19 protein-coding genes and 2 tRNA genes are annotated in these 21,951 nt (G+C 71.3%); 10 read left to right on the forward strand and 11 right to left on the reverse strand.

The window, feature by feature from the left end:
• The first annotated feature begins 46 nt into the window (after positions 1 to 46).
• The 6 genes from IEZ04_RS12280 (at position 47) to IEZ04_RS12305 (ending at position 6,469) form a co-directional block, all read left to right on the forward strand.
• Positions 47 to 1,156: an ROK family transcriptional regulator gene (locus IEZ04_RS12280; protein ID WP_229821028.1), complete on the forward strand. Its 1,110-nt coding sequence runs from the start codon at positions 47 to 49 to the stop codon at positions 1,154 to 1,156.
• A 137-nt stretch (positions 1,157 to 1,293) separates the two neighbouring features.
• Complete coding sequence (locus IEZ04_RS12285) at positions 1,294 to 2,127, forward strand: hypothetical protein (protein ID WP_189216827.1); 834 nt, start codon at positions 1,294 to 1,296, stop codon at positions 2,125 to 2,127.
• Between the two features lie 127 nt (positions 2,128 to 2,254).
• Complete coding sequence (locus IEZ04_RS12290; RefSeq protein WP_189216828.1) at positions 2,255 to 3,034, forward strand: HAD-IIA family hydrolase; 780 nt, start codon at positions 2,255 to 2,257, stop codon at positions 3,032 to 3,034.
• A gap of 209 nt (positions 3,035 to 3,243) precedes the next feature.
• Positions 3,244 to 4,149: a hypothetical protein gene (locus IEZ04_RS35785; RefSeq protein WP_189216829.1), complete on the forward strand. Its 906-nt coding sequence runs from the start codon at positions 3,244 to 3,246 to the stop codon at positions 4,147 to 4,149.
• An 18-nt stretch (positions 4,150 to 4,167) separates the two neighbouring features.
• The gene (locus tag IEZ04_RS12300; RefSeq protein WP_189216830.1) at positions 4,168 to 4,887 is read left to right on the forward strand and encodes a class F sortase; all 720 of its coding nucleotides are present in this window, start codon (positions 4,168 to 4,170) and stop codon (positions 4,885 to 4,887) included.
• Between the two features lie 544 nt (positions 4,888 to 5,431).
• Positions 5,432 to 6,469 carry a glycoside hydrolase family 6 protein gene (locus IEZ04_RS12305; RefSeq protein ID WP_189216831.1) on the forward strand — a complete coding sequence of 346 codons (1,038 nt, stop codon included), beginning with the start codon at positions 5,432 to 5,434 and terminating at the stop codon, positions 6,467 to 6,469.
• Positions 6,470 to 6,601: 132 nt separating this feature from the next.
• Here the strand turns inward: IEZ04_RS12305 and glxA are convergent, their stop codons facing one another.
• From glxA to IEZ04_RS12320, 3 genes are all read right to left on the reverse strand, one after another.
• On the reverse strand, positions 6,602 to 8,539 hold the full coding sequence (gene glxA, locus IEZ04_RS12310; RefSeq protein WP_189216832.1) for a radical copper oxidase GlxA: 1,938 nt from the start codon (positions 8,537 to 8,539) through the stop codon (positions 6,602 to 6,604).
• Complete coding sequence (locus IEZ04_RS12315; RefSeq protein WP_189216833.1) at positions 8,536 to 10,554, reverse strand: glycosyltransferase family 2 protein; 2,019 nt, start codon at positions 10,552 to 10,554, stop codon at positions 8,536 to 8,538. Before IEZ04_RS12315 ends, glxA begins: the two co-directional genes overlap by 4 nt.
• 488 nt (positions 10,555 to 11,042) lie before the next feature.
• Positions 11,043 to 11,116: transfer RNA gene (locus IEZ04_RS12320), tRNA-Lys, on the reverse strand.
• 241 nt (positions 11,117 to 11,357) lie between these two features.
• On the opposite strand from IEZ04_RS12320, the gene IEZ04_RS12325 reads away from it, so the two are divergent.
• The 3 genes from IEZ04_RS12325 to IEZ04_RS12335 all read left to right on the forward strand — a co-directional run bounded on the left by IEZ04_RS12325 (position 11,358) and on the right by IEZ04_RS12335 (position 14,481).
• The gene (locus tag IEZ04_RS12325; protein WP_189216834.1) at positions 11,358 to 12,539 is read left to right on the forward strand and encodes a peptidoglycan-binding protein; all 1,182 of its coding nucleotides are present in this window, start codon (positions 11,358 to 11,360) and stop codon (positions 12,537 to 12,539) included.
• Between the two features lie 46 nt (positions 12,540 to 12,585).
• Complete coding sequence (locus IEZ04_RS12330; RefSeq protein ID WP_189216835.1) at positions 12,586 to 13,725, forward strand: SPFH domain-containing protein; 1,140 nt, start codon at positions 12,586 to 12,588, stop codon at positions 13,723 to 13,725.
• Between the two features lie 153 nt (positions 13,726 to 13,878).
• A complete protein-coding gene (locus IEZ04_RS12335; RefSeq protein WP_189216836.1) occupies positions 13,879 to 14,481 on the forward strand; it encodes a lytic polysaccharide monooxygenase auxiliary activity family 9 protein in 603 nt (200 codons plus the stop codon).
• Between the two features lie 68 nt (positions 14,482 to 14,549).
• On the opposite strand, the gene IEZ04_RS12340 is transcribed toward IEZ04_RS12335, so the two are convergent.
• The 6 genes from IEZ04_RS12340 to ehuB all read right to left on the reverse strand — a co-directional run bounded on the left by IEZ04_RS12340 (position 14,550) and on the right by ehuB (position 18,754).
• Positions 14,550 to 14,623 (reverse strand) — tRNA-Lys (locus IEZ04_RS12340).
• A gap of 118 nt (positions 14,624 to 14,741) precedes the next feature.
• On the reverse strand, positions 14,742 to 15,500 hold the full coding sequence (locus IEZ04_RS12345; RefSeq protein ID WP_189216837.1) for an IclR family transcriptional regulator: 759 nt from the start codon (positions 15,498 to 15,500) through the stop codon (positions 14,742 to 14,744).
• A 198-nt stretch (positions 15,501 to 15,698) separates the two neighbouring features.
• On the reverse strand, positions 15,699 to 16,484 hold the full coding sequence (ehuA, locus tag IEZ04_RS12350; protein WP_189216838.1) for an ectoine/hydroxyectoine ABC transporter ATP-binding protein EhuA: 786 nt from the start codon (positions 16,482 to 16,484) through the stop codon (positions 15,699 to 15,701).
• Positions 16,474 to 17,124, reverse strand: coding sequence for an ectoine/hydroxyectoine ABC transporter permease subunit EhuD (gene ehuD, locus IEZ04_RS12355; protein WP_189216839.1), 651 nt, complete (start codon positions 17,122 to 17,124; stop codon positions 16,474 to 16,476). Before ehuD ends, ehuA begins: the two co-directional genes overlap by 11 nt.
• Entirely contained in the window at positions 17,121 to 17,837 is a 717-nt protein-coding gene (ehuC, locus tag IEZ04_RS12360) for an ectoine/hydroxyectoine ABC transporter permease subunit EhuC (protein ID WP_189216840.1), read from the reverse strand. Before ehuC ends, ehuD begins: the two co-directional genes overlap by 4 nt.
• Complete coding sequence (gene ehuB / locus IEZ04_RS12365; RefSeq protein WP_373296292.1) at positions 17,834 to 18,754, reverse strand: ectoine/hydroxyectoine ABC transporter substrate-binding protein EhuB; 921 nt, start codon at positions 18,752 to 18,754, stop codon at positions 17,834 to 17,836. The genes ehuC and ehuB overlap by 4 nt, the downstream gene beginning before the upstream one ends.
• A gap of 98 nt (positions 18,755 to 18,852) precedes the next feature.
• Between ehuB and IEZ04_RS35595 the strand changes: the two genes are divergently transcribed.
• Entirely contained in the window at positions 18,853 to 19,176 is a 324-nt protein-coding gene (locus IEZ04_RS35595; RefSeq protein ID WP_189216842.1) for a DUF3830 family protein, read from the forward strand.
• A gap of 22 nt (positions 19,177 to 19,198) precedes the next feature.
• On the opposite strand, the gene IEZ04_RS12375 is transcribed toward IEZ04_RS35595, so the two are convergent.
• The gene (locus IEZ04_RS12375) at positions 19,199 to 20,602 is read right to left on the reverse strand and encodes an amidase (protein WP_189216843.1); all 1,404 of its coding nucleotides are present in this window, start codon (positions 20,600 to 20,602) and stop codon (positions 19,199 to 19,201) included.
• A 27-nt stretch (positions 20,603 to 20,629) separates the two neighbouring features.
• Complete coding sequence (locus IEZ04_RS12380; RefSeq protein WP_189216844.1) at positions 20,630 to 21,580, reverse strand: D-2-hydroxyacid dehydrogenase; 951 nt, start codon at positions 21,578 to 21,580, stop codon at positions 20,630 to 20,632.
• Positions 21,581 to 21,951 lie beyond the last annotated feature (371 nt).

Genomic DNA, 21,951 nt, shown 5'->3' on the forward strand with positions numbered 1-21,951 from the left:
ACACGCGAGGACACACAGGAGCGGGAGCGCGAACGGGGCGACGGGGCTGGGCGCGTCGGGGGTGAACCTCGGCGCCCTGCGCAGCCACAACACCGCGCTGGTGCTCGACCTGCTGCGTACGGCGGGCCCGTCCGGGATCAGCCGGCTGGAGCTCGCCGAGCGGACCGGGCTGACCCCGCAGGCCGTCAGCAAGATCACCGCCCGGCTGCGGCTGGACGGCCTCGTGGCGGAGGCGGGGCGCCGGGCCTCGACGGGCGGCAAACCGCGTACGGTGCTGCGCCTCGTGCCCGAGGCCGGGCACGCGGTCGGCCTGCACCTGGACCGTGACGAACTCACCGCCGTCCTCTGCGACCTGACCGGCGCCGTGGTGGCCGAACGGCGCGCCCCGCTGGACCTGGGCGCCGGCGCGGACACGGTGGTGGAGGGCGCGGCGCGCGAGGTGGAGGCGCTGTCGGGCTCCCCCCTGGCGCTGCCGGGCGGCTCCCCCCTGGCGCTGCTGGGCGTCGGCGTCGCGCTGCCCGGACCGCTGGACCACACCCGGGGCGTGCTGCACCGGGTCACCGGCTTCCCCGAGTGGAGCGGGTTCCCGCTGCGGGACGTGCTGGCGCGGCGGCTGGGCACGGCGGTCGTGGTGGACAAGGACACCAACGCGGCGGCGCTGGACGTGGCGGTCCGGGGAGCGGGCCCGTCCGCCTCCTTCGCCTGCCTGCACCTCGGTACGGGGCTGGGAGCCGGGCTCGTGCTCGGGGGCACCGTGCACCGGGGCGCGCGCACCGGCGCGGGGGAGTTCGGGCACCAGGTCGTCCAGCTCGACGGGCCGCCCTGCGAGTGCGGGAACCGCGGGTGCGTCGAGGCGCTGTGCCTCGCGGCCGTGGACCGGGGCGACGTGGCCGGGGCGGCGCGGGTGCTCGGCGTGGCCGCCGCCAACCTGGTCGCGCTGCTGGACATCGACGTGCTGCTGCTCGGGGGCCGTACCGTCGCCGCCCACGAGGAGGAGTTCGTACGGGGGGTCGGCGCCGTCATCGAGGAGCGCGCCCGGCGCGAGGGCGCCGACCGGGCCGTACCCGTCCGGGTCGCCCCCGGTGGGGCGCGCGGTGTTGCGGAGGGGGCGGCCCAACTGCTGCTGGCGCCGCTCTTCGGACGGGGTGACGGCTGAGGGGGCCTCAGCAGGGCCGGGACCGGCACGCTCGGCGGGCTCGGCCGCTCGGCTGATGGAGGGCACTTCCGCGCCCGTAAGGGGCACAGGTCGCGTGGCGGGGGCGACGGCGGCGGCCGGATGGGAGGCATGAGTGCATGCGACTGTCCTTGCGACCCGTGGCGCGCCCGGCCCTCACCGTTGCCACCCTCACCACCGCAGCCGCCCTCGCGTGCGGCGTCGCGTCCGTCCCCGCCTTCGCGTCCGTCCCCGCCTTCGCTTCCGTCTCCGCCCCCGCTCCCGTTCCCGCCGCTGTCCCCGCCGCTGTCCCCGCCTCCGCCTCGGCCCCCCTCTGCGCCGCCCCCGACGCCGGTGACTTCCCCCTGCGCACCCGCATCCACGGCGGCCCCACCCGTTACGAGGCCGGCGGCGGTTTCCGTACCTGGTCCCTCGATCTCACCAACACCACCACGCACACCTGCCGCGCCATCCACCCGGTCATCGTCCTCACCGACGATGCACGCGTGCTCGGCACGGAGCATCCGCAGCTCGAGTTCTACGAGGGGGCCCGCCCCCACCCGGTCGCCCTCACCCGTACCGACGCCGACGAACTCGTCGGCGTCCTCGACCACGAGGGCTTCCCCGGATTCACCGTGGCCCCGGGCCGTACCCTCACCGTCCGGCTCCGGCTCGCCGTCAACTCGGCGGCACGCACCCCGAACGACGTCGTGGCCAACGCGGCCGTCGTCCAGCGGCGCGGCGACGACGGCGAGTGGGTGGGCGAGTCCGACGACTACCGGTTCCGGATCGTCGACGGCGAGGAGGGGAACGGCGACGCGGCGACGGAGGACAGGCCGCTCGCCGACGAACTGGCCGACACGGGGCCGACCGTGGCGACGTACGCGATCACGCTGCTCCCGCTCGCCCTGCTGACCGTCGGCGCCCTGCTCAGCGCCCTCTCCCGGCGGAGGTACCACAGGAACCACCACTGACCGGCACCAGCCGTGATCACCCCCTCCTGTTTCGGGACACCCGTCACTAGGGTGGAAGCCGTCGGCACACAGACGTCCGGCGCCCCAGCACACTCGCGTCTCACGGACGTACGGCAGGAGAACGCACATGGCAGAGCGCAAGCCCATCGAGTCCTGGCTCACCGACATGGACGGCGTGCTGATCCACGAGGGCGTGCCGATCCCGGGTGCCGACGCCTTCCTCAAGAAGCTGCGGGAGTCCGGCAGGCCCTTCCTGGTCCTCACCAACAACTCCATCTACACGCCCCGTGACCTGCACGCCCGGCTGTCCCGCATGGGCCTGCACGTCCCCGTCGAGAACATCTGGACCTCGGCCCTCGCCACCGCCCAGTTCCTCGACGACCAGCGGCCGGGCGGCACGGCGTACGTCATCGGCGAGGCCGGCCTGACCACCGCGCTGCACGACATCGGGTACGTACTGACGGACCACGACCCGGACTACGTGGTGCTCGGCGAGACCCGTACGTACTCCTTCGAGTCCATGACGAAGGCGGTACGGCTGATCCAGGGCGGCGCGCGGTTCATCGCGACCAACCCCGACGAGACCGGCCCGTCCACCGAGGGCCCGCTGCCCGCCACCGGAGCGGTCGCCGCGCTCATCACCAAGGCGACGGGCCGTCAGCCGTACTTCGCCGGCAAGCCGAACCCGCTGATGATGCGCACCGGCCTGAACAACCTCGGCGCGCACTCCGAGACCAGCGCGATGATCGGCGACCGCATGGACACCGACGTGCTGGCCGGCATGGAGGCCGGGATGCAGACCTTCCTGGTGCTCACGGGCCTGACCCGGCCGGAACAGATCGACCACTTCCCGTACCGCCCCTCCCACGTCGTGAGCTCCATCGCGGACATCGTCGACCTGGTCTGAGACCGTCCGGACCACCCGAGATCACCCGAGATCACCCGAGATCACCCGGGGTCGCCCGAGATCACCCGGGGTCGCCCGAGGCCGCCCACGAACGGCCTCGCGTTCAAACGCGTCCGTGATTCTTCGACCCGTACGGAGCAGCACCAGGCCCTCTCAGGATGCGTCGCGGCGGCCGGAAGGGGAGCCTCCAGTTGTCTGGAGGTTTCACGATGGGTTCACTACGTCTCACGTTCCGTACGGGTGCCGTGGTCGCCGGGGTGCTGACTCCGGTGGCGTACCCGCTGACCCTGCCGGTGACGGTGGCGTACGCGGGCGACACCGCCGCGGTCTCGGTGGCGCCGTCCCCGCCGGCGCCCGGCAGCGACATCCGGCTGAGCGTCGAAGGGTGCGAGCAGGAAACGGGGACCGCCGCGTCGGAGGCGTTCGTCGCGGACGCGCTGCTGACCCGCGGGAGCGGCCCGCTGGTCGGCGAGACCCGCGTCCGCTCTTCCCTCAAGCCGGGCACGTACGGGGTGAGGGTCACCTGCGACGGCCGGGAGGACAAGGTCGAGGGCCGGATCGAGGTCGCCAGGAAGGCGGGCGCGGCCGCGGCCGCGGCCGGCAAGGACCAGGCGGGCAGTGACGAGACGGGCCGGGGCCAGGCGGACGGGGATGAGGCGGGCCGGGGCCAGGCGGACGGCCGCGAGTCGGACGGCCGCGAGTCGGACAGGCACGAGTCGGGCAGAGGCGAGTCGGACGGCCGCGAGTCGGACAGACACGAGTCGGGCAGCGGCGAGTCGGACGGCCGCGAGTCGGACAGACACGAGCCGGGCAGCGGCGAGACAGGCAGGGACGAGGCAGGCAGGGACGAGGCAGGCAAGGACGAGAACCGGCGCCCCGCGCACCCGCCCGCCACCGACGCCCCTCCCACGCACGCGGCCCCGCCGGAGCCTCCCGCGCACGCATCCCCCGTAGCGCCCGTACGGGCGGGCGGTGGCGGTACCGCGCACCTCTCCGCCGAGGCCCGGGACGACGGCCCCGGTCTCCGGCACGCCGTCATCGGCATCGTCCTGGCGGGAGTCGCCGCGATCGTCGTCCTGGTGCGGAGCACGCGCCGGGGCCGCGGCACGGAGTGACCGACGGGAGATGACCCGATGTCCGACCGAGAAGGAGAAGCGACGAACCCGGGAGGCGTCGACGAGGGAGACTCCGGCGGCCCCGGAGGTCCCACCGGCACCGGCCGTCTCACCACCGGTATCGCCTGGGCCGTGCTGCTGCTCGGGCTCTGGCTGTGGGGGCGCGAGGTGACCGACGTACGGCGGGGCGTGTCCGCGCCGACCACGGGTGACGTGGCGGCGGTGGGCCGGCCCGGGGACGCCGAACTCCCGCCCGCCGCCGAACCCCTGGACGGGGCCCGGCCGCAGCAACTCGACATCCCGTCCATGGGCGTACGGGCACCGGTCGTCGCACGCGGTCTGGACGGCGACGGGGCCGTCGATGCGCCGCCGTTCGGCCGGGCGGGAACCGTGGGCTGGTACGAGGCCGGTGTGCGACCCGGGGCGGCCGGCGCCGCGCTGTTCGTGGGACACGTCGACACCGAGACCCGGCCCGCCGTCTTCTACAAGCTGAGCGCGCTGCGGATCGGCGAGACGGTCCGGGTGTCCCGCGACGACGGGACGGTCGCCGAGTTCACCGTGGACGACGTCCAGGTGATCGACCGGGACCGCTTCGACGCCGGGCAGGCGTACGGAGCGCAGGAGCCGGGGCGGGCCGAGCTGCGGCTGATCACGTGTGGCGGCACGTTCGACCGGGCGTCCGGCGGCTACACGGCGAACGTGATCGTCTCCGCGTATCTGACGGGCCACACGGACTAGCCCCACCTGGCCCGATCGGCGACCCGCTCCCCCCGGAGCCGCCGACCGGGCTGGTCCTCGACCGCGCGCGCTCGGGCCGCGGGAGTAACCCGGCGCCGGCGCGGGAGGCTTGTGGGCCAATCCGGACATCGCGGATGGTGAGTCCGGCCGGGGGCTGGGGCCGTCCGAAGCAACTCTAGAACGGATGGGCGCTCCGGCCTAGAGGCTGTTTGACGCCAAGTCCCCGGTCCGTGGCTGTCGGTGATACGTGCAGCTGAAAGCGGTTACATTGAACGTTCCACGAACGTTTCACGCCCTTTCCCGACCGCCCTCGTGCCGCCGCGCAGCCTTGGGCGTGAGGGTCCGGGGCCGTACCGCCGGGCATCGCACCGGTACGTGGCCGGGGCAATCGTTTCCGGCCGCCCGGCGCCCCTCCCGCGCACGCCTCCCGGCCGGGCGGGCGCCACCGGCAAGAGCTCTCCGACAAGGGGCGGAGTCCCTCGTGAGCCGGGCGGACCGTATGTCAGGATTGGGACTTACGACGGTGCACCCAAGGGGGAGTTGGATGTACGGCAGCAGGGGGGCGAGGACTCTCCCGGCGACGGCGCGGGCGTCCGTGGCAGTGGCGGGGGCGGCACTGCTGCTCATCGGCTGCTCGGGCGGGGACGGCGGCGACAAGAACGGCAAGGACTCGTCCGCGGGGATCACCCAGCAGCCCAAGAACGTGGACCCGTTCTGGGTCAACCCGGACGGCAACGCGGCGAACGCGGTCGCCGAGTACGAGAAGGCGGGCAAGGACGCGGACGCGGAACAGATCCGCAAGATCGCCGAGCAGCCCACCGCCGAGTGGATCGGCACGGAGAACCCCGAGCAGGAGGCCAAGGGGTACACCGAGGCCGCACAGCAGGCGGACCGCGACGCGGTGCTGGTCCTCTACAACATCCCGCACCGCGACTGCGGCCAGTACTCGGGCGGCGGCGCGGCGGACGGCGACGCCTACCGGGCGTTCGTCGACAGCGTGGCCAAGGGCATCGGTGACCGGCCGGCCACGGTCGTCCTGGAACCCGACGCGGTGCTGCACCTGGTGGACGGCTGCACCCCGGACGAGTTCCACGAGGAGCGGTACGACCTGCTGAAGGGCGCGATCGCGAAGCTGGGCGCCCTGGAGAACACGAAGGTGTACCTGGACGCGGGCAACGCGGGCTGGGGGCAGCCGGACCAGATCTTCGAGCCGCTGAAGTGGGCCGGCATCGACCAGGCCGACGGCTTCGCGGTCAACGTGTCGAACTTCTACACCACCGAGGACTCCATCGCCTACGGCAAGGAGCTCTCGGCGAAGGTCGGCGACAAGCCCTTCGTCATCGACACCAGCCGCAACGGCAACGGGCCGTACACCGAGGGCGACGAGAGCGAGCGCTGGTGCAACCCGCCGGGGCGGGCGCTCGGCGAGGCGCCGACGACCGAGACGGCCGATCCGCTGGTGGACGCCTATCTGTGGATCAAGCGGCCGGGGGAGTCGGACGGGGAGTGCAAGGGGGGGCCCCGGGCGGGGGAGTGGTGGCCCGAGTACGCGCTTTCGCTGGCGCGGGCCTCCGAGGGGTGAGCATGTCGTAGGGGTGCTTGCGGTGCGTTGGCCGCTGCGGGTCCGCCGTGGCCGGCGCGCAGTTGCCCGCGCCCTTGAGAAGCGAGTGGGCCCCCGCGCACAGCGCGGGGGCCCACTCGCTTCTCAAGGGCGCTACGGCACCTTCACCCACTGCGCCTCGCTCGGTGTCCCCTGGTCGTCCGTCACGAACAGCATGTACCAGCCCGACTGGACCAGGTTGCGGTTCTTCGGGACCGTGACCGTGAGGCCGTCCTTCGACGTCTTGAGGTCCAGGGCGATGGACCTCTGGTCCACGTCGGTGACGTGGGTGGACGCGCTCGGGCGGATCAGGCGGGCCGTCTTGACGGACGACGCGTGCTGCGTCGAGAACGTCGCCGAGCCGCCCCGCTCGATGGTCTTGGGCCCGCCGGACAGGGTGGGCCGCGAGTCGCCGTACAGGTACGGCGGCGTGTAGATCTCGATGCGCTGCTCGAACTTGCCCGGCTTGGTGTTGGCCTTGTCCGCGTACAGCGAGTCCGAGCCGAAGAACATCACCCGGCCGTCGGGCAGCAGGATCGACCCGGAGTGGTAGTTGCGGCCCACCAGCGGATCGGCCACCCGGCGCATCTCGTTCGTCTTCGCGTCGTAGATGCGGGCCTGGAGGATGTTGCTGTCGCCGCGTCCCCGGTAGTCCTCCGAGCCGCCCGAGATCAGTACGGTGTCGTCGGGGAGGATCGAGGCCTGCGGGTAGCGCGTGCCCTTCTCCAGGGACGGGCCGTCCACGAACTTCGGGTCGTCCGCCAGCAGGTCGATGATCCGGGTCTTCTCGCTGGACTTCGGCGACTCGCCGACCCCGCCGCCGCCGATCACCATGTACTTCTCGTCCTGCGCGGGCGGCAGCAGCACCGTGCCGGCGGTCTCCAGCTGGTCGGCGTCGCTCATGCCGGGGACCTTGGTGAACTTGTTCGTCTTCAGGTCCCAGATGCCCGGGTCACGGCCGACGTCGTCCGGGCCGTAGCCCGCGTTCGCGCCCGAGTAGAACAGCTCGCCGTTCTGCATCAGGGAGATCGCCGGGTAGGTCGGGAACTGCCGGACGTCCTTGCTGTACGTCCACTTCTTGGTCTCCGGGTCGTACACCTCGTTCTTGCCCGGGACCAGCTGCCCGATCTCGTCGAGGCCGGACAGCGACAGGATCCTGCCGTCGGAGAGCGTGGTCAGCGTCGGGTACCAGCGCGCCTCGTTCATCGGGTCGACCTTGATGTACTTCTCGGCGACCGGGTCGAACTCGTAGGCGTCCTTGATCCCCTGGAAGTCCTTCTTGTCGAGCGCCAGCTTCTCCGCGATGCCGTACGTGTTGCGCGCGTCGACGCCCGTCAGGCCCTGGATCCGGTAGTTGTCCTGGGTGCCGGTCTCGTACTTCTGGCCGCTCTTCTCGGCCTCGACGTAGATGCGGCCGAGCCCCGGTTCGTTGCGCAGGAACGCGCCGGTCGCGGGGTCGAACTTCTTCTCGGCGCGCGGTACGAGCACCGGGTCCTTGGAGACGAACGTCTTGCCGTTCTCCTTGCCGGTGAACCGGGTGCCCGCGGGCAGCGTGATCGGCTTGTCCGGGTTCTCGTTGTGCACGATCATCAGGCCGCCGGCCTTGGTGACGTCGCCCTTGAGCTTCTCGTAGCGCTTGGTGCCGCCCGCGATGAGCAGATTGCCGTTCGCCAGCTGGGTGTGGCCGGTGCAGAACAGGTCGTTGGGCGTCGGGATCTTCTTGATCGTGCCCTTGACCGGGTCCCAGATCCGGGTGTCGAACCTCTTCGCGTCGAAGTTGTCCTGGTTGTTGCCCGAACCCGCGATCAGCAGCACCTTGCCCGTGTGCAGCAGGGCCGCGTGGATGGTGTTCTGCCGGTACTCCTCGGGGAACTCGACGATCTCCCAGCGCCCGTTCTCGGCCTTGTACTCCGGCTGGTTGATCTTGTAGGCGTGGTACTGCTCCGTTCCGAACCGGTACAGCCACGGCCCGTTCATCCCGGCCAGCGCCAGAACCACCGCCGAGCCTATCGCCAGACGGCGAGCGCGACGGCGGCCTGCACGGTCACTCATTTCTTACGTCCCCCAAGGGCGATCTGCATGGTCTGGTCGTTGCCCCCGTCCGAGGCCGCCCAGCTCGGTTTCTGCTGCGGTCCGTGCCCCGGGTGCGGGCCGTGCCCGGCCTGCGGCTCGTAGCTCACGTCGGGGCCCGCCTGGGCGGGCATGGACAGGGTCGGCGGTACGGCGTCCTGCGGCTGTCCGGGAGCGCCGGTGGTGGCGGACGCGGCGTGCGCTCCGCCCTTCTTCTTCGCCTCCCGCAGCATGTAGCGCCACGCGAAGATCGGGGACGCGGTGATGAGCAGGGCGAACGTGGCCCAGATGATCATCGCGGGGTGCGAGTTGCCCAGCACGAGACCGGCGGTGATCGAGCCGGCGAAGACGAGGATGAACCACCAGTGGATGCGGAACGTCCCGAACAGGGTGTCCGGGCTCGCCGAGTCGCCCTTCGGGGTGACCACGAACTTGCTCTTGCGGCGCAGCACGGAGTCGAGGAGGGCGCGCGCATACAGCGGTGCCGACAGCGCCGACATCACCATGCCGGCCACACCGCCGGAGCCCTCCGGCTCGTGCGGGGAGACGTTGTGCCGGCGGTTCCAGACGTACAGGCCGATCTGGAGCGCCGAGGCGTTGCCGTACAGCATCAGCCACACGGTCGGGTCGATGTTCACGCCCGAGGCGCCCAGACCCAGGAAGAGCGCGCAGCTCAGCGCGGCCAGGATCCAGTTCAGGGCGGACATCGGGTAGAAGATGATCATCATCGTGTAGTTGAAGAGCTTGCCCGGGGGCAGTGAGTACCAGCCCTTCCAGTACTGCTTGAGGATCGTCTCGTACGTGCCCCGCGACCAGCGCAGCTGCTGGGTGAAGAAGTCCGTCCAGGCGCTCGGCCCCTCGCCGACGGCGAGCACGTCGGGGGTGTAGACCGACTTCCACTTCTTCCCCGTGGCCGGGTTCTTGTGGCGGTGGATCTCGAACCCGGTCGCCATGTCCTCGGTGATCGAGTCGTACAGACCGCCGATCTGCTTGAGCGCCTTGATCCGTACGGCGTTGGAGGTGCCCACGAACATCGGGGAGCCGTAGTGGTTGCCGGCGCGCTGGATCAGCGCGTGGAAGAGGAACTGCTGCGACTCGGCGGCCTTGGTGATCGGGTTGTCGTAGTTGCCGTAGACCTGCGGGCCGATGACGAAGCCGACGTCCGGGTCGCGGAAGAAGCCGAGCATCCGCTCCAGGTAGTTGGGCAGTGGCACGTGGTCGGTGTCCACGGAGGCGAAGTAGTCGTAGTCGTCGCCGTGGGCGTCCAGCCAGGCGTTGTAGTTGCCGTGCTTGGTCTTGGCGCGGTGCGGGCCCTTGGCCTGGTTCCACTTCGCGACGCCCTTGCGGGAGAAGTGGTGCACGCCGAGACGCTCGCAGACGGCCTTCACCTCCGGGTCGTCGCCCTCGTCGAGCAGCCAGACGTGCATGAGGCCACGGTGGCGGATCTTCACCGCGGCCTCCAGCGTCTTCGTCACCATCTCCAGCGGCTCCTTGCCGGGCACGAAGGAGGTGAGGAAGGCCACTCTGGTGCCGGTCTCGGGCACCACGGGGACCGGGTCGCGGGCGACCAGCGTGGCGTGCGCGTTGGACAGCACGTTCATGCAGCGGAAGAACTCGATCAGGCCGATCGAGACGAGCATCACGACGTCGAGCGCGGGCAGCCAGTCGAAGGCCGGGTAGTCCCGCTCGGTCCAGTGCTCCGGCTGGAGCAGCCAGAACAGCAGCACGAGGGAGAGCACCGGAGCCGCGGCCAGCATCAGGGCGACCCGGATGCGGTGCGGCTCCTGCGAGATCAGCGAGCGGTACTGCACCTTGTACGGCTTGCTCGGGTCGGGCTGGGTGAGGGGCCCCGCGAGCCGGCTGTAGTGCTCGTAGTCGTATCTGGGCAGCGTCTTCTTGATCCTGCGGAACGTGCCGGTCCGGTGCGACGGCACCCGTAGCTGGGTGGTCTCGGACGGGTCGAAGTCCTTCCGGGCGCCCGTCGGCGTCGACGTCATGAGTCATCCCCCCGCACGCACGGTCAATGCGTGGTCGTCGGTCCTCCGTCCGAGCGGTCCCCCTCGACCGGCACGGACGTATCAGTGGCGGGTCGGTGTCGCCATGTCATCTCCACCATAGAGACACAGGACGCCGACCTTCCGGTTGCATGATGCCCCCCTCGGCATCCGTTCATGAACGGGGGTCCCCGCTTCCCCCGATGGCCGAATCCGGCCCAAGCCCCCCAACTGCCCTGTATCCGCAGTCTCTTACGGCCCAGGGTTCTACGGCGTTCATCATGATCGCAAGATGGGATACCAGGTGTTTACCGGTCATACGCGCACATTGGGATACCGGAATGCGCACTATCGGGCAGGTACGTGCTCGACGGTGTCGTACGCCTGTTCCTTGAGTGGTGTTCTGTTCTAACGGTGGGCATCTGTGGGTGTGGCTGAGCCGTATATACGAAAGAGACCCCCCGCTTCGACGGGAGGCCTCTTTCGTGTCGTGCGCCGCCAGGGACTCGAACCCCGGACCCGCTGATTAAGAGTCAGCTGCTCTAACCAACTGAGCTAGCGGCGCCTGCTGACGGAAGAACTCTACCCGATACCGCGCGGTGCTCCCGACCACGGCCCCCGGTCGGCCGCCGGCGCCGATCTCCGGCGTACGCCGCCGGGCGGCGCCGTACATCATTCGGACCGTCAGCATGCGACATCCGGCCACCGTTGAGAAACTGGCGACCGTGCAGCAGCGCGGACATTCCCATCCGGAACACGAGGCGGAACACAGGGCGGAACACGAGCCGGAACACGAGGGCGGTCGCATGGAGACTCCGGCATTCGAGGAGAGTGATCCCGCCGGCGGCTGCGCGTGCCCCGGGTGCGTGCTCGGGCGACGCGTCCCGCCGTGTTCCGCCGCGCCGGCGGGTACCGGCCGGTCCACGGCCCGGAGCGCCCTCGTGCTGGCCGTGGCGGCGGGCATCGCCCTGGGAGCAGGGCACTGCGGACCGGCCGTGGCCGTGCACGCGCCCGCCGAACCAGGTGTTCCCGCAGGTGATGGGCCTGGTACGCCGCAGGGGCAGAAGGAGCCGCTGCATGGTCCGGCCGGTCGTCCGGCGTCCGTGGGAACCCCGGCGCCGGTGGTCGATCCGCCGGCGACCACCCGGACCGACATCATCAACCGGGCGCAGACCTGGGTCACCGAGCAGGTCCCGTACAGCATGACCGCATATCGGCCGGACGGATACCGGCAGGACTGCTCGGGTTATGTGTCGATGGCCTGGAATCTCGGCCTGAACGAATGGACGGGCTCGCTCGCCGCCTACGGAGATCCGATTTCCCGGGACGAGCTGCAACCCGGCGACATTCTCCTCTTCCACAACCCGGAGGATCCGCAGAACGGTTCGCACGTGGTGATTTTCGGTGGCTGGACGGACTACACGCACACGCATTACATCGCCTACGAACAGACCCGCCCGCACACCCGGAAGCAGTCCACACCCTATGCCTACTGGAGCAATTCGGAGCGTTATGTGCCGTACCGCTACAAGGGGCTGGTGCCGGGCGGCGCGGGAGCCGGGACGGTACCGGCGGGCGCGGGGGGCGCACCGGAGCCGGAGGGGGCGGGGACCGCTCACTTCCCGGGCGTCCCCGCTTTCGGGAACGGCGCGCACGACGGCCATGTGACCGGGCCGGGGCGCATGCTCGTACGGCGGGGCGGGACACGCTCCCACACCACCGGTCCCGGGCCCCGCGGGGCCGGGCGCCCGGAGCCCTACCCGGGACGTGGGATGTTCCGGCCGGGCGCGGTCAACCACCATGTGGACCGGCTGGGGAGACGGCTGGTCGAGAAGGGGTTCGGCCGGTACTACGCCACGGGGCCGGGCCGGCGCTGGAGCGAGGCGGACCGGCGGAACGTGGCGGCGTTCCAGCGGGCTCAGGGGTGGCGGGGCGCGGCGGCGGACGGTTATCCGGGGCCGGAGACCTGGCGCCGGCTCTTCTCATGACGGCACGTTTCGCCCCGCGCGTCCCGCGCGGTGGCTGGAGGCACGGATGAGTTCGACGACTGCGCAGACGCCGGAGCCGGAGGGCTTCGCCCGACCGGCCCGGCTCATCCACACCGAGGGAACCACCGAGATCCCCGTGCACCTGCTCTTCCGCGACGAGCCCGACCCGGTGTCCGTACCGGTCGCCCCCGCCGTGGTGGGGCGGCGGGGCACGGGGGAGCAGCCGCGGGTACGGCCCGGGCCGGTGCGGGCCGAACCCGAGTCTCCCGCCGACTCCGGTTCCATCCTGGTGGAGCGCCCGGCACGGGTGCTGCCCGGTGCGGCGGGCGTGCTGGTCGGGGTCTGCGGGGTGGCCGGATGCGCGCTCACCTCCTGGTGGGCGGGGATGCTGCCGGGGCTGGCCCTGGCGGCGGCGCGGCTGCCCGCTCCGGCGGACCCCGGGCTGGGGCCGGCCCAGTGGGCCGCGTACGCCGGGTCCGGGGCGCTCGCTCTGTTCGGCTTCGGCGGGCTGGCGCGGGGCCGGACCGGACGCGCCTGGGTGCTCGGGCTGTTCGGGCGGTACCGCGGGACCGTGCGGCGTACGGGGCTCATGTGGCTGAACCCGCTGTTCCTGCGCCGCCGGGTCGACGTCCGGCTGCGGCACTGGCGCAGCGAGCCGATGCCGGCGGTCGACGCCAACGGGGTCGAACTGCGGGTCGTCGTGCTCGTCGCCTGGCGGGTGCGGGACACCGCGCTGGCGGTGCTCGGGACCGAGGACCACGAGCGGTACCTGCGGGAGTGCGTGGAGGCGGCGCTGTCCCGGGTGCTCGCGCGGCTGCCGGCGGACGTACCGCCGGCCGCCATCGTCAGGGACATGACCCTGCGCAACACGGAGGCGGTGGGCGAGCGGCTGACGCGGCTGGTGGCGGCGGACGCGGCGGCGGTCGGGCTGCAGGTGTTCTCCGTGCAGCCGACCCGCATCGCGTACGCGCCGGAGGTGGCCGCCGTCATGCAGCGACGCCGGATCGCCGCGCTCGACGCCCAGCACCGGGACACGGTGCTCACCTCGGTCGTCGACTCGGTCGAGGACACCGTGACCAGGCTCACCACGCGCGGCCTGGTGGAGCTGGACGACTACGAGCGCAAGGCGCTGGTCAAGGACCTCACGGTGGCGTTCTGGACGGGGCGCGGCGAGCCCACGGCGTGAGAGACCTGTGACGTGAACCTGTGAAATTGGTATGGACATGTTCAACACGCGGTAATACCGTGAGCTTGGTCTAGACCTGGGTGCTCAGTCGCCCGATCCTCCGCATCGATGCACGCACGGCTCAGGGAACCCCCACACGTTCAGGAGCGCAGCATGCGTCAGAAGACCAAGTGGTCGGCGGCCGTCGTCGGCCTCGCCACCACGGGAGCCCTCATGGTCTCCAGTGGCGGCGCGAGCAGTCACGGCTACACCGACCTGCCCGTCAGCCGGCAGAAGTTCTGCCAGAACGGCACCGTGGCCAACTGCGGGAACATCCAGTGGGAGCCGCAGAGTGTCGAGGGGCCGAAGGGCTTCCCGGCCGCGGGTCCGGCCGACGGCCAGCTCTGCTCCGCCGGGCTCGGCCAGTTCAACCAGCTGAACTCGCCCACCAAGCCCGACGGCGGTGCCTGGCCGACCACCAAGGTGACCGGCGGGCAGAACTACACGTTCCGGTGGCAGCTCACGGCGTCGCACTCGACGACCGACTTCAAGTACTACATCACCAAGAACGGCTGGAACCAGAACCGCGCGCTCACCCGTGCCGACCTGGAGCTCACGCCGTTCCTGACCGTCCCCTACAGCGGCCGCCCGCCCTACACGATCTCGCACAGCGGCGCGCTGCCCACCGGCAAGAGCGGTCACCACGTGATCCTCGGTGTGTGGACGATCGCTGACACGGGCAACGCGTTCTACGCCTGCTCCGACGTCACCTTCTGAACGTCCTGATCACTTTCGTTCCGAACGCCCGAAGGGCTCCCCACCCAGGTGAGGAGCCCTTCGGGCGGTGCGCCGCCAGGGACTCGAACCCCGGACCCGCTGATTAAGAGTCAGCTGCTCTAACCAACTGAGCTAGCGGCGCATGACTCTCGCCTTCCGCTCTCGCGTTCGGCGGCAAAAGAAATACTACCTGGTCCGCAAGGGTGCTCCGAACCATCCGCCCGCCCACCCGCCCCCGTACGCCGTCCGGGCGGGCCGGGCTAGATCGTCAGGGACAGCAGCACCGGCGTGGCCCCCCGGTTCAGCGTGTCCGCGGCCTGCCGCAGCCGGTGCGCGTGCTGGACCGGCAGGGAGAGGGCGAGGCAGCCGACGGCGGAGCCGGCCGTGAGGGGGACGGCCGCGCAGACCGTGCCGACCGCGTACTCCTGGAGATCGAGCACCGGGACCGTGGGCCGCTGTGCGTCCAGGGTGGTGAGCAGCAGCCGCTCGCTGGTGATCGTGCGGGAGGTGAGACGGGTCGGCCGGTGCCGGGAGAGGTGGTCGCGGCGGCCGTTCAGGTCGAGCTGTCCGAGCAGGCTCTTGCCGATCGCGCTGGCGTGGGCGGCCGAGCGGAAGTCGAACCACTCGTTGACCGCCGGGGCCGTGGGGCTCTCCGCGCAGCTCGTGACGCTGATCTCACCGTCGACGTACCGGCTGACGTAGACGGCGGCGCCCAGCGAGTCGCGCAGCCGCTCCAGGGTCTGCTGGAGCCTGTCCCGCAGGGAGCGGTCCCGCTGGTGGACGGAGCCCAGCCGGCCGAGGGCGTCCCCGGCGACGTACGCGCCGTCGGCGGTCTGCTCGACGTACCCCTCGCGCCGCAGCATCCGCAGCAGGGAGGCCAGCCGCTCGCCGCCCATGCCGGTCCGGCGGCTCAGTTCCGCGTCCATGACGCCGGTGGAGCGTCGTGTCACCGTCTCCAGGACGCGCAGCGCGTCCTGGGCCGAGTGGTACGGCGCGGTCGGCTCGTGCTTGAGCGTCACGGTGCCCCCTGCGTCTCGGGCCCTTTTCGGACAGCTTGCCGCCTCCACGATACGGGCCGGGGGGTGGGCGGGGAGGGGGTGTTCGAGGAAAATCCGCGAACATCACGGGCCCCTCAACAGGGGCGCAGGCACGCTGGCATATGCCAGAGTCATGAACCAGCGTGCCGACCTCGGCCGTTCCCCGCGTACGCCCTGTGATCAGAGCACCGCGCTGAGAAATTCCCTCGTCCGGTCACGCTCCGGCTCGGTGAAGATTTTCTCCGGCGGACCCGATTCGATGACCCGGCCGGAATCGAACATCAGAACCTGATCGGAGATGTCCCGGGCGAAGTTCATCTCGTGCGTCACACAGAGCATCGTGATGTCGGTGGAGCGGGCGATGTCCCGCAGCACGTCGAGGACGCCCGCGACGAGCTCCGGGTCCAGCGCGGAGGTCACCTCGTCCAGGAGCAGTACCTGGGGCCGCATGGCCAGCGCCCGCGCGATGGCGACCCGCTGCTGCTGGCCGCCGGAGAGCTGGGTGGGGCGGGCGTCGCACTTGTCGGCCAGGCCCACCATCTCGAGCAGTCCCCTGGCCCGCTCCGCCGCCTCGTCCTTGGACATGCCGAGCACGGTGACCGGCGCCTCGGTGATGTTGCGCAGCACCGACATGTTCGGGAACAGGTTGAACTGCTGGAAGACCATCCCGATCTTCTTGCGGACCTCGCGGACCTCCTTGTCGGAGGCCGGGAACAGTCTCTGCCCGTCGACCGTGATCGTGCCCTCGTCGGGCTTGAGCAGGGTCATCAGCAGGCGCAGGATCGTCGTCTTGCCGGAGCCGGACGGCCCGATCAGGGTGACGTGCTTGCCGGCGTCCACCGAGAAGTCGAGGTGGTCGAGGACGGTGTTGTCCCCGAACCGCTTGGTGACCTGCTCCAGGCGGATCAGCTCGGAGGAGGACTCCACGGTGTTCGTCTCGGGGGTGGGGCGGGTCTCAATGGACAAGGCGACGCTCCAGGGCTCGCAGGAGAAGGGAGGCCAGGTAGGACAGGACGACGAAGGCCACGCCGATCACCGTCAGGGGCTCGGTGAACTGGAAGTTCGCTTGCGAGAACAGCCGCGCCTCGCCGAGCATCTCCAGCACGGTGATCGCCATCAGCAGCGGCGTGTCCTTGAGCATGGAGATCACGTAGTTGCCGAGGGCGGGCACCACGCGGCGGACGGCCTGCGGCAGGATCACCGCGGTCCAGGTCCGCCGCAGCGGCAGGTTCAGCGCCGTCGCGGCCTCCCACTGGCCGACCGGCACCGCCTCGATGCCGGCCCGGTAGACCTGCATCGTGTACGTCGAGTAGTGCAGCCCGATGCCGACCACGCCCGTCGTCATCGCCGAGGCGGTCACACCCCACTCCGGCAGCACGTAGAAGAGGAAGAACAGCTGCACCAGCAGCGGCGTGTTCCGTACGAACTCGGTGACCGCGCCGACCGGCCAGGTCACCCAGCGGCTCGGCACCCGCATCAGCAGGGCCCACACCAGGCCCAGGACGAAGGAGATCAGCGAGCCGACCACCAGGATCTGCAGGGTGACCAGCAGCCCGTCCCAGAAATGGGGCATGAAGTCGGAGACCGCACTCCAGTTCCAGTTCATCGGACGCCACCTCCCACGGCGGTCGCCTCGGGCAGCTTCGGCTTCACGTCACGCCTGCGCGCGGGCGCCTTCCCGACCCCGGCCTTCAGCTTCGACTCCAGCCCGCGCATCACACGGGTGAGCAGGAAGGCGATCACGAAGTAGATGAGCAGCAGGTACGTGTAGATCTCCGCGCTCTCCTGCAGGGCCAGACGCACCAGGTTGCCGCTGAACGCCAGGTCGCCCATGCCCATGATCGACACCAGGGCGGTGCCCTTGAGCAGCTCGACGAGCAGGTTGGAGAACGGCGGGATCATCTCCGGCACCGCCTGCGGCAGCAGCACCAGCCGCATCCGCTGCCACGGCGTGAAGCTCAGCGCGATCCCCGCCTCGCGCTGCGCCGGGTTCACCGCCTGCAGGGCGCCGCGCACGATCTCCGCGCCGTACGCCCCGTACGTCAGGCCGAGCGCCAGCGTGCCCGCCCACAGCGGCACCAGCTGCCAGCCGAAGGCCGGGGGCAGCACGAAGAACACCCAGAAGATCATGACCAGCGCGGAGGTGCCGCGGAACACCTCGGTGTAGAGGCCCGCCAGGAAGCGGACGATCCACAGCCGGTGGGTGCGCGCGACGCCGACCACGAAGGACACCGCCGTCGCCAGCAGTCCGCTGAGGACGAGGAGCTGGATCGTGACCCAGACGCCCTGGAGTACGAGTTCCCACAGTCCGGAGGTCATCCGCCGCACAGCTCCTTCGCGGTCAGATCGGTCATCTCGTCCTCGGTGAACCCGAAGGGCCGCAGGATGCGGTAGACCTCGCCGCTGTCCTTCATCTTCCGCAACTCGGCGTTGAAGGCGTCGCGCAGCTTCGTCTCGGTCGGCCGGAACGCGAAGCCGCCGCCGTCCACCTGCTCCTCGCCGTCCACCACGGTCGCGAAGGCCTCGGTCGCCTCCGCCTTGGACGATTTCTTCACGACCTCGCGCACGGTGAGCGCGGTCCCGGCGAAGACGTCGGCGCGGCCCGTCTCCACCGCGTTCAGCCCGGCGACCTGGTCGGGCACGACGAGGATGTCACCGCGCGGGTAGCCGGCCGCGACGGCGTGGTCGATCTGGGCGTACCCGGTGCCGGTGGCGAACTTCGCCCCCTCGCGGAGGATGTCCTCGTAGTTGCGCAGACCCAGCGGGTTCCCCTTGCGCACGACGAACGCGTCGAGCATCTGGTAGTCGGGGTCGGAGAAGATGACCTGCGCGCAGCGCTCGGCCGTGATGTACATGCCGGCGGTGACGACGTCGAACTGCTGGGAGTTGAGCCCCGGGATCAGGGAGCCGAACTCGGTGGGCACGGGCTGCACCCGGTCGATGCCGAGCCGCTTGAAGATGACCTTGGCCAGCTCGGGGCCCTCGCCGGTCACCTCGCCGTCGCGGTCGATGTAGCCGTGGGGGATCTCGCCGGCGATGCCGAGCCGGACGACGCCCTGGGCCCGGAGCCGGTCGAGGAGGTCACCGCCCTCCGTGCCGGACGCGCTCGCCGCGACGCGTGTGCAGCCGGTGGCGCCGAGCACGCCGAGCGCCGACATTCCGGCCAGCAGCGATCGGCGGCTCGGGCGTCTTATGCGGGCGAGTACGTCTGTTTCGTTCCGATGTGGTGGAGCCATGGGCGCGCAGCTACCCGACTCCATGCCTTCTATTCAGGTGTTTTTCCGCCCTGTTCACGGAGGGTGCCCCCGACCGCGGCGGGAGCACCGGCGGAACCATGGCGTGCGCGGCTGCTCGCTTCATCTGGATACCGCTGGTCAACCGTGACGTGCACGCCACGGCCGAGCTGCTCGACGAGCGCGCTCCGCGCACTCGTGTAACGATCCGGAACGCGCTCCCGCTCACCGGTGACGCCTACCATGCCAAATACGCCCGCAACGAGATCTACGCCTTTTTCCCGGCACTCCCGGCTTTCCCGGCGTTCGCGGAGGCGGGACTCCCGGCGGCACGGCCGACGCGTGCGACGGCCCGTGGCGGCCGGGCGCGCCGGAGAAGATCCTTTCGTTCCGGCGAGCGTGACGCCGGCGTGACGCCGGCGTGACCCACCACCGCTTCCCCGCGGGTCACACCCGGCGCGGCCGCTCCACTCCCGCCATCCCCGCCTCGTACAACGTGTGCGCCACCCGCAGCACCAGGTCGTCCCGGTGCCGGGCGGCCACCAGCTGCATCCCTATGGGCAGTCCGTCCCCGTCGAGACCGACGGGGACGGTCGCCGCCGGCTGCTGGGTCATGTTGAAGGGGTACGTGAACGGGGTCCAGCCCGTCCAGCGGTGGTGCCCCGACCCCCGGGGGACCTCCACGCCCGCCTCGAACGCGGTGATCGGCAGCGTCGGCGTCACCAGCACGTCGTACGTCTCGTGGAAGCGGCCCGTGCGGCGCCCGAGGCCGGCGCGGACGTCCAGCGCGGCCAGATGGTCCAGGGCCGTCAGGCGCGCCCCGATCGCGGCGATCTCGCGGAGCCCCGGGTCCAGGAGCTCCCGCTGGTGCGGCCCGAGCGACTGCACCACCCGGGCCGCCCCGCCGAACCACAGCGCGTGGAACGCCTCGACGGGCTCCGTGAGGTCGGGGTCCGTCTCCGTCACGTACGCGCCGAGCCCGGCCAGGCACTCCACGGCCCGCCGTACCGCCGCCGCGACCACGGGCCGCACGGCCACCTGGCCGCCGAGCGAGGGCGAGTAGGCCACGCGCAGTCCCCGCACCCCTCCTCCCAGCGCGTCCGCGTACGACCCGGGGGCGGGAGGCAGCGCGGACCAGTCCCGGGAATCCGGACCGCTGATCACGTCCAGCAGCAGCGCGGCGTCGGCGGCGTCCCGCGTCAGCGGCCCCACATGGGCGAGGGTGCCGAAGGGGCCGGCGGGGTGGTGCGGCACGCGGCCGTACGTCGGCTTCAGCCCGAACGTGCCGCAGAAGGAGGCGGGGATGCGCACGCTGCCGCCCCCGTCCGTGCCGAGCGCCAGCGGCCCGGCGCCGAGGGCCACGGCCGCCGCCGCGCCCCCGCTGGAGCCGCCCGCGGTGCGGGAGGTGTCGTACGGATTGCGCGTCACCCCGGTCAGGGGCGAGTCGGTGACGCCCTTCCAGCCGAACTCCGGTGTCGTCGTCCGGCCGAGGAAGACCGCGCCCCGCTCGCGTAATCGGGCGACGGAGGGGGCGTCCTCGTCCCAGGCGCCCTCGGGGGAGACGGTCCGGGAGCCCCTCAGCGTGGGCCCGCCCTTCATCAGCAGGACGTCCTTCACCGTCACCGGCACCCCGTCCACCGGCCCGGACGGCTCGCCGCGCCGCCACCGCTCCTCCGACGCGCGGGCCCGGACCAGGGCCTCCTCCGCGTCCAGGCGGACGAAGGCGTTCACCGTGCGCTGTGCGTGCCCGGCCCGCTCCAGGGCCGCCCGGACCGCCTCGACCGGACTGAACTCGCCCTTGCGGTAGCCGTCGACCAGCCGTGACGCGGTCAGTTCGGCGAGCTCGGTCATCTCATCCGCCCTCCAGGTCCGGGCAGCTCAGTGTCCGGGTACGTATCCGCGCTTCTTGTCGACCACGTTCGGCAGGGGCTCGCCCGCCTCCCAGCGTTCGTACAGGCGCACGAACTGGGCGGCGAGCGAGTCCCGCCAGCCCACCGTGTCGCCGCTCATGTGCGGGGAGATCAGCAGGTTCGGGACGTCCCACAGCGGGTCCTCCCGGGACAGCGGCTCGCGCTCGAAGACGTCCAGCGCGGCGCCCGCGATCCACCGCTTCGACAACGCCTCCACCAGTGCCTTCTCGACCACGAGCCGGCCGCGCCCCACGTTGATGAAGCGGGCCGACGGCTGCATGATGCCGAAGCGGCGGGCATCGAACATGCCCTCCGTCTCCGGGGTCAGCGGAGCCGCCGCGACCACCCAGTCCGCGCGCGACAGCAGCCGGTCCAGGTCCTCCGGCCCGTGGACGCCCGGGCGCGGGGCGCGGCCCGTCACCGCCGCGGTGACCCCGAGCGCCCTGAGCGTGGTCGCGATCGCCCGGCCGATGGGTCCCGAGCCGACCACGACCGCCCGGCTCCCGGCCACCCGCCGCGTCTCGCGGTGCCGCCACGCGCGCGCGTTCTGCGAGCGCCAGGTGAGCGGCAGGTCCTTCGCCATCGCCAGCACGAGCGCGGCCACGTACTCGGCGATCGGCTGGTCGAAGACGCCGCGGGCGTTGGTCACCACCGTGTCGGAGGCGGCCAGTTCCGGGCAGAGCAGGTGGTCCACGCCCGCGCTCGCCGTGTGCACCCACCGCGGCCGCGGGCCGGGGCCCGGCCAGGCGTCGCGGACCGCGCGCGAGGCGAAGTCCCAGACGAGGAGCACGTCGGCGTCCGGCAGGTGTGCGGCGAGCGAGGTCTCGTCCGCGTGCACGATCCGCGCCCGCCCGGTGAGACGGCCCAGCCGGGGTGACGGTTCGGCGTCCAGGACGAGCAGGGTGGTGGTACCGGACATCGTCGGGGAACCCTCTCGCAATGCGCGTCCGCTTCTTTTGATTCTCCAAGGCCGGAAGGCCGGTGAGACTCCGGCGAGAACCTCACCGGACGAGCCGGATCTGCCCGAAGTGCGCGGATCGGCCCACGCTCGCACCCGAACCTACCTTCGTCAACACGGCCGCGCACCCCAGTCGTTGACCTTCGTCCCGCTGTGACTCCCGCTGTGAGGCCGGTGCCTGCCACGGACGCTCCTCAAGCGGGGCCCGTACCCGCATCCCCGCCCCTGCCCCTCCGGCGGACCGCGCGAGCAGCACGGCGTCGGGGTGGTGGCGCCGTCCGGCTTCGCCCCCGACCGCGAGCCGTGGTCCACCCGGAACCGCGGAGCACTGC

This window comes from Streptomyces ruber (assembly GCF_014648075.1).
Taxonomy (GTDB): Bacteria; Actinomycetota; Actinomycetes; order Streptomycetales; family Streptomycetaceae; genus Streptomyces; species Streptomyces ruber.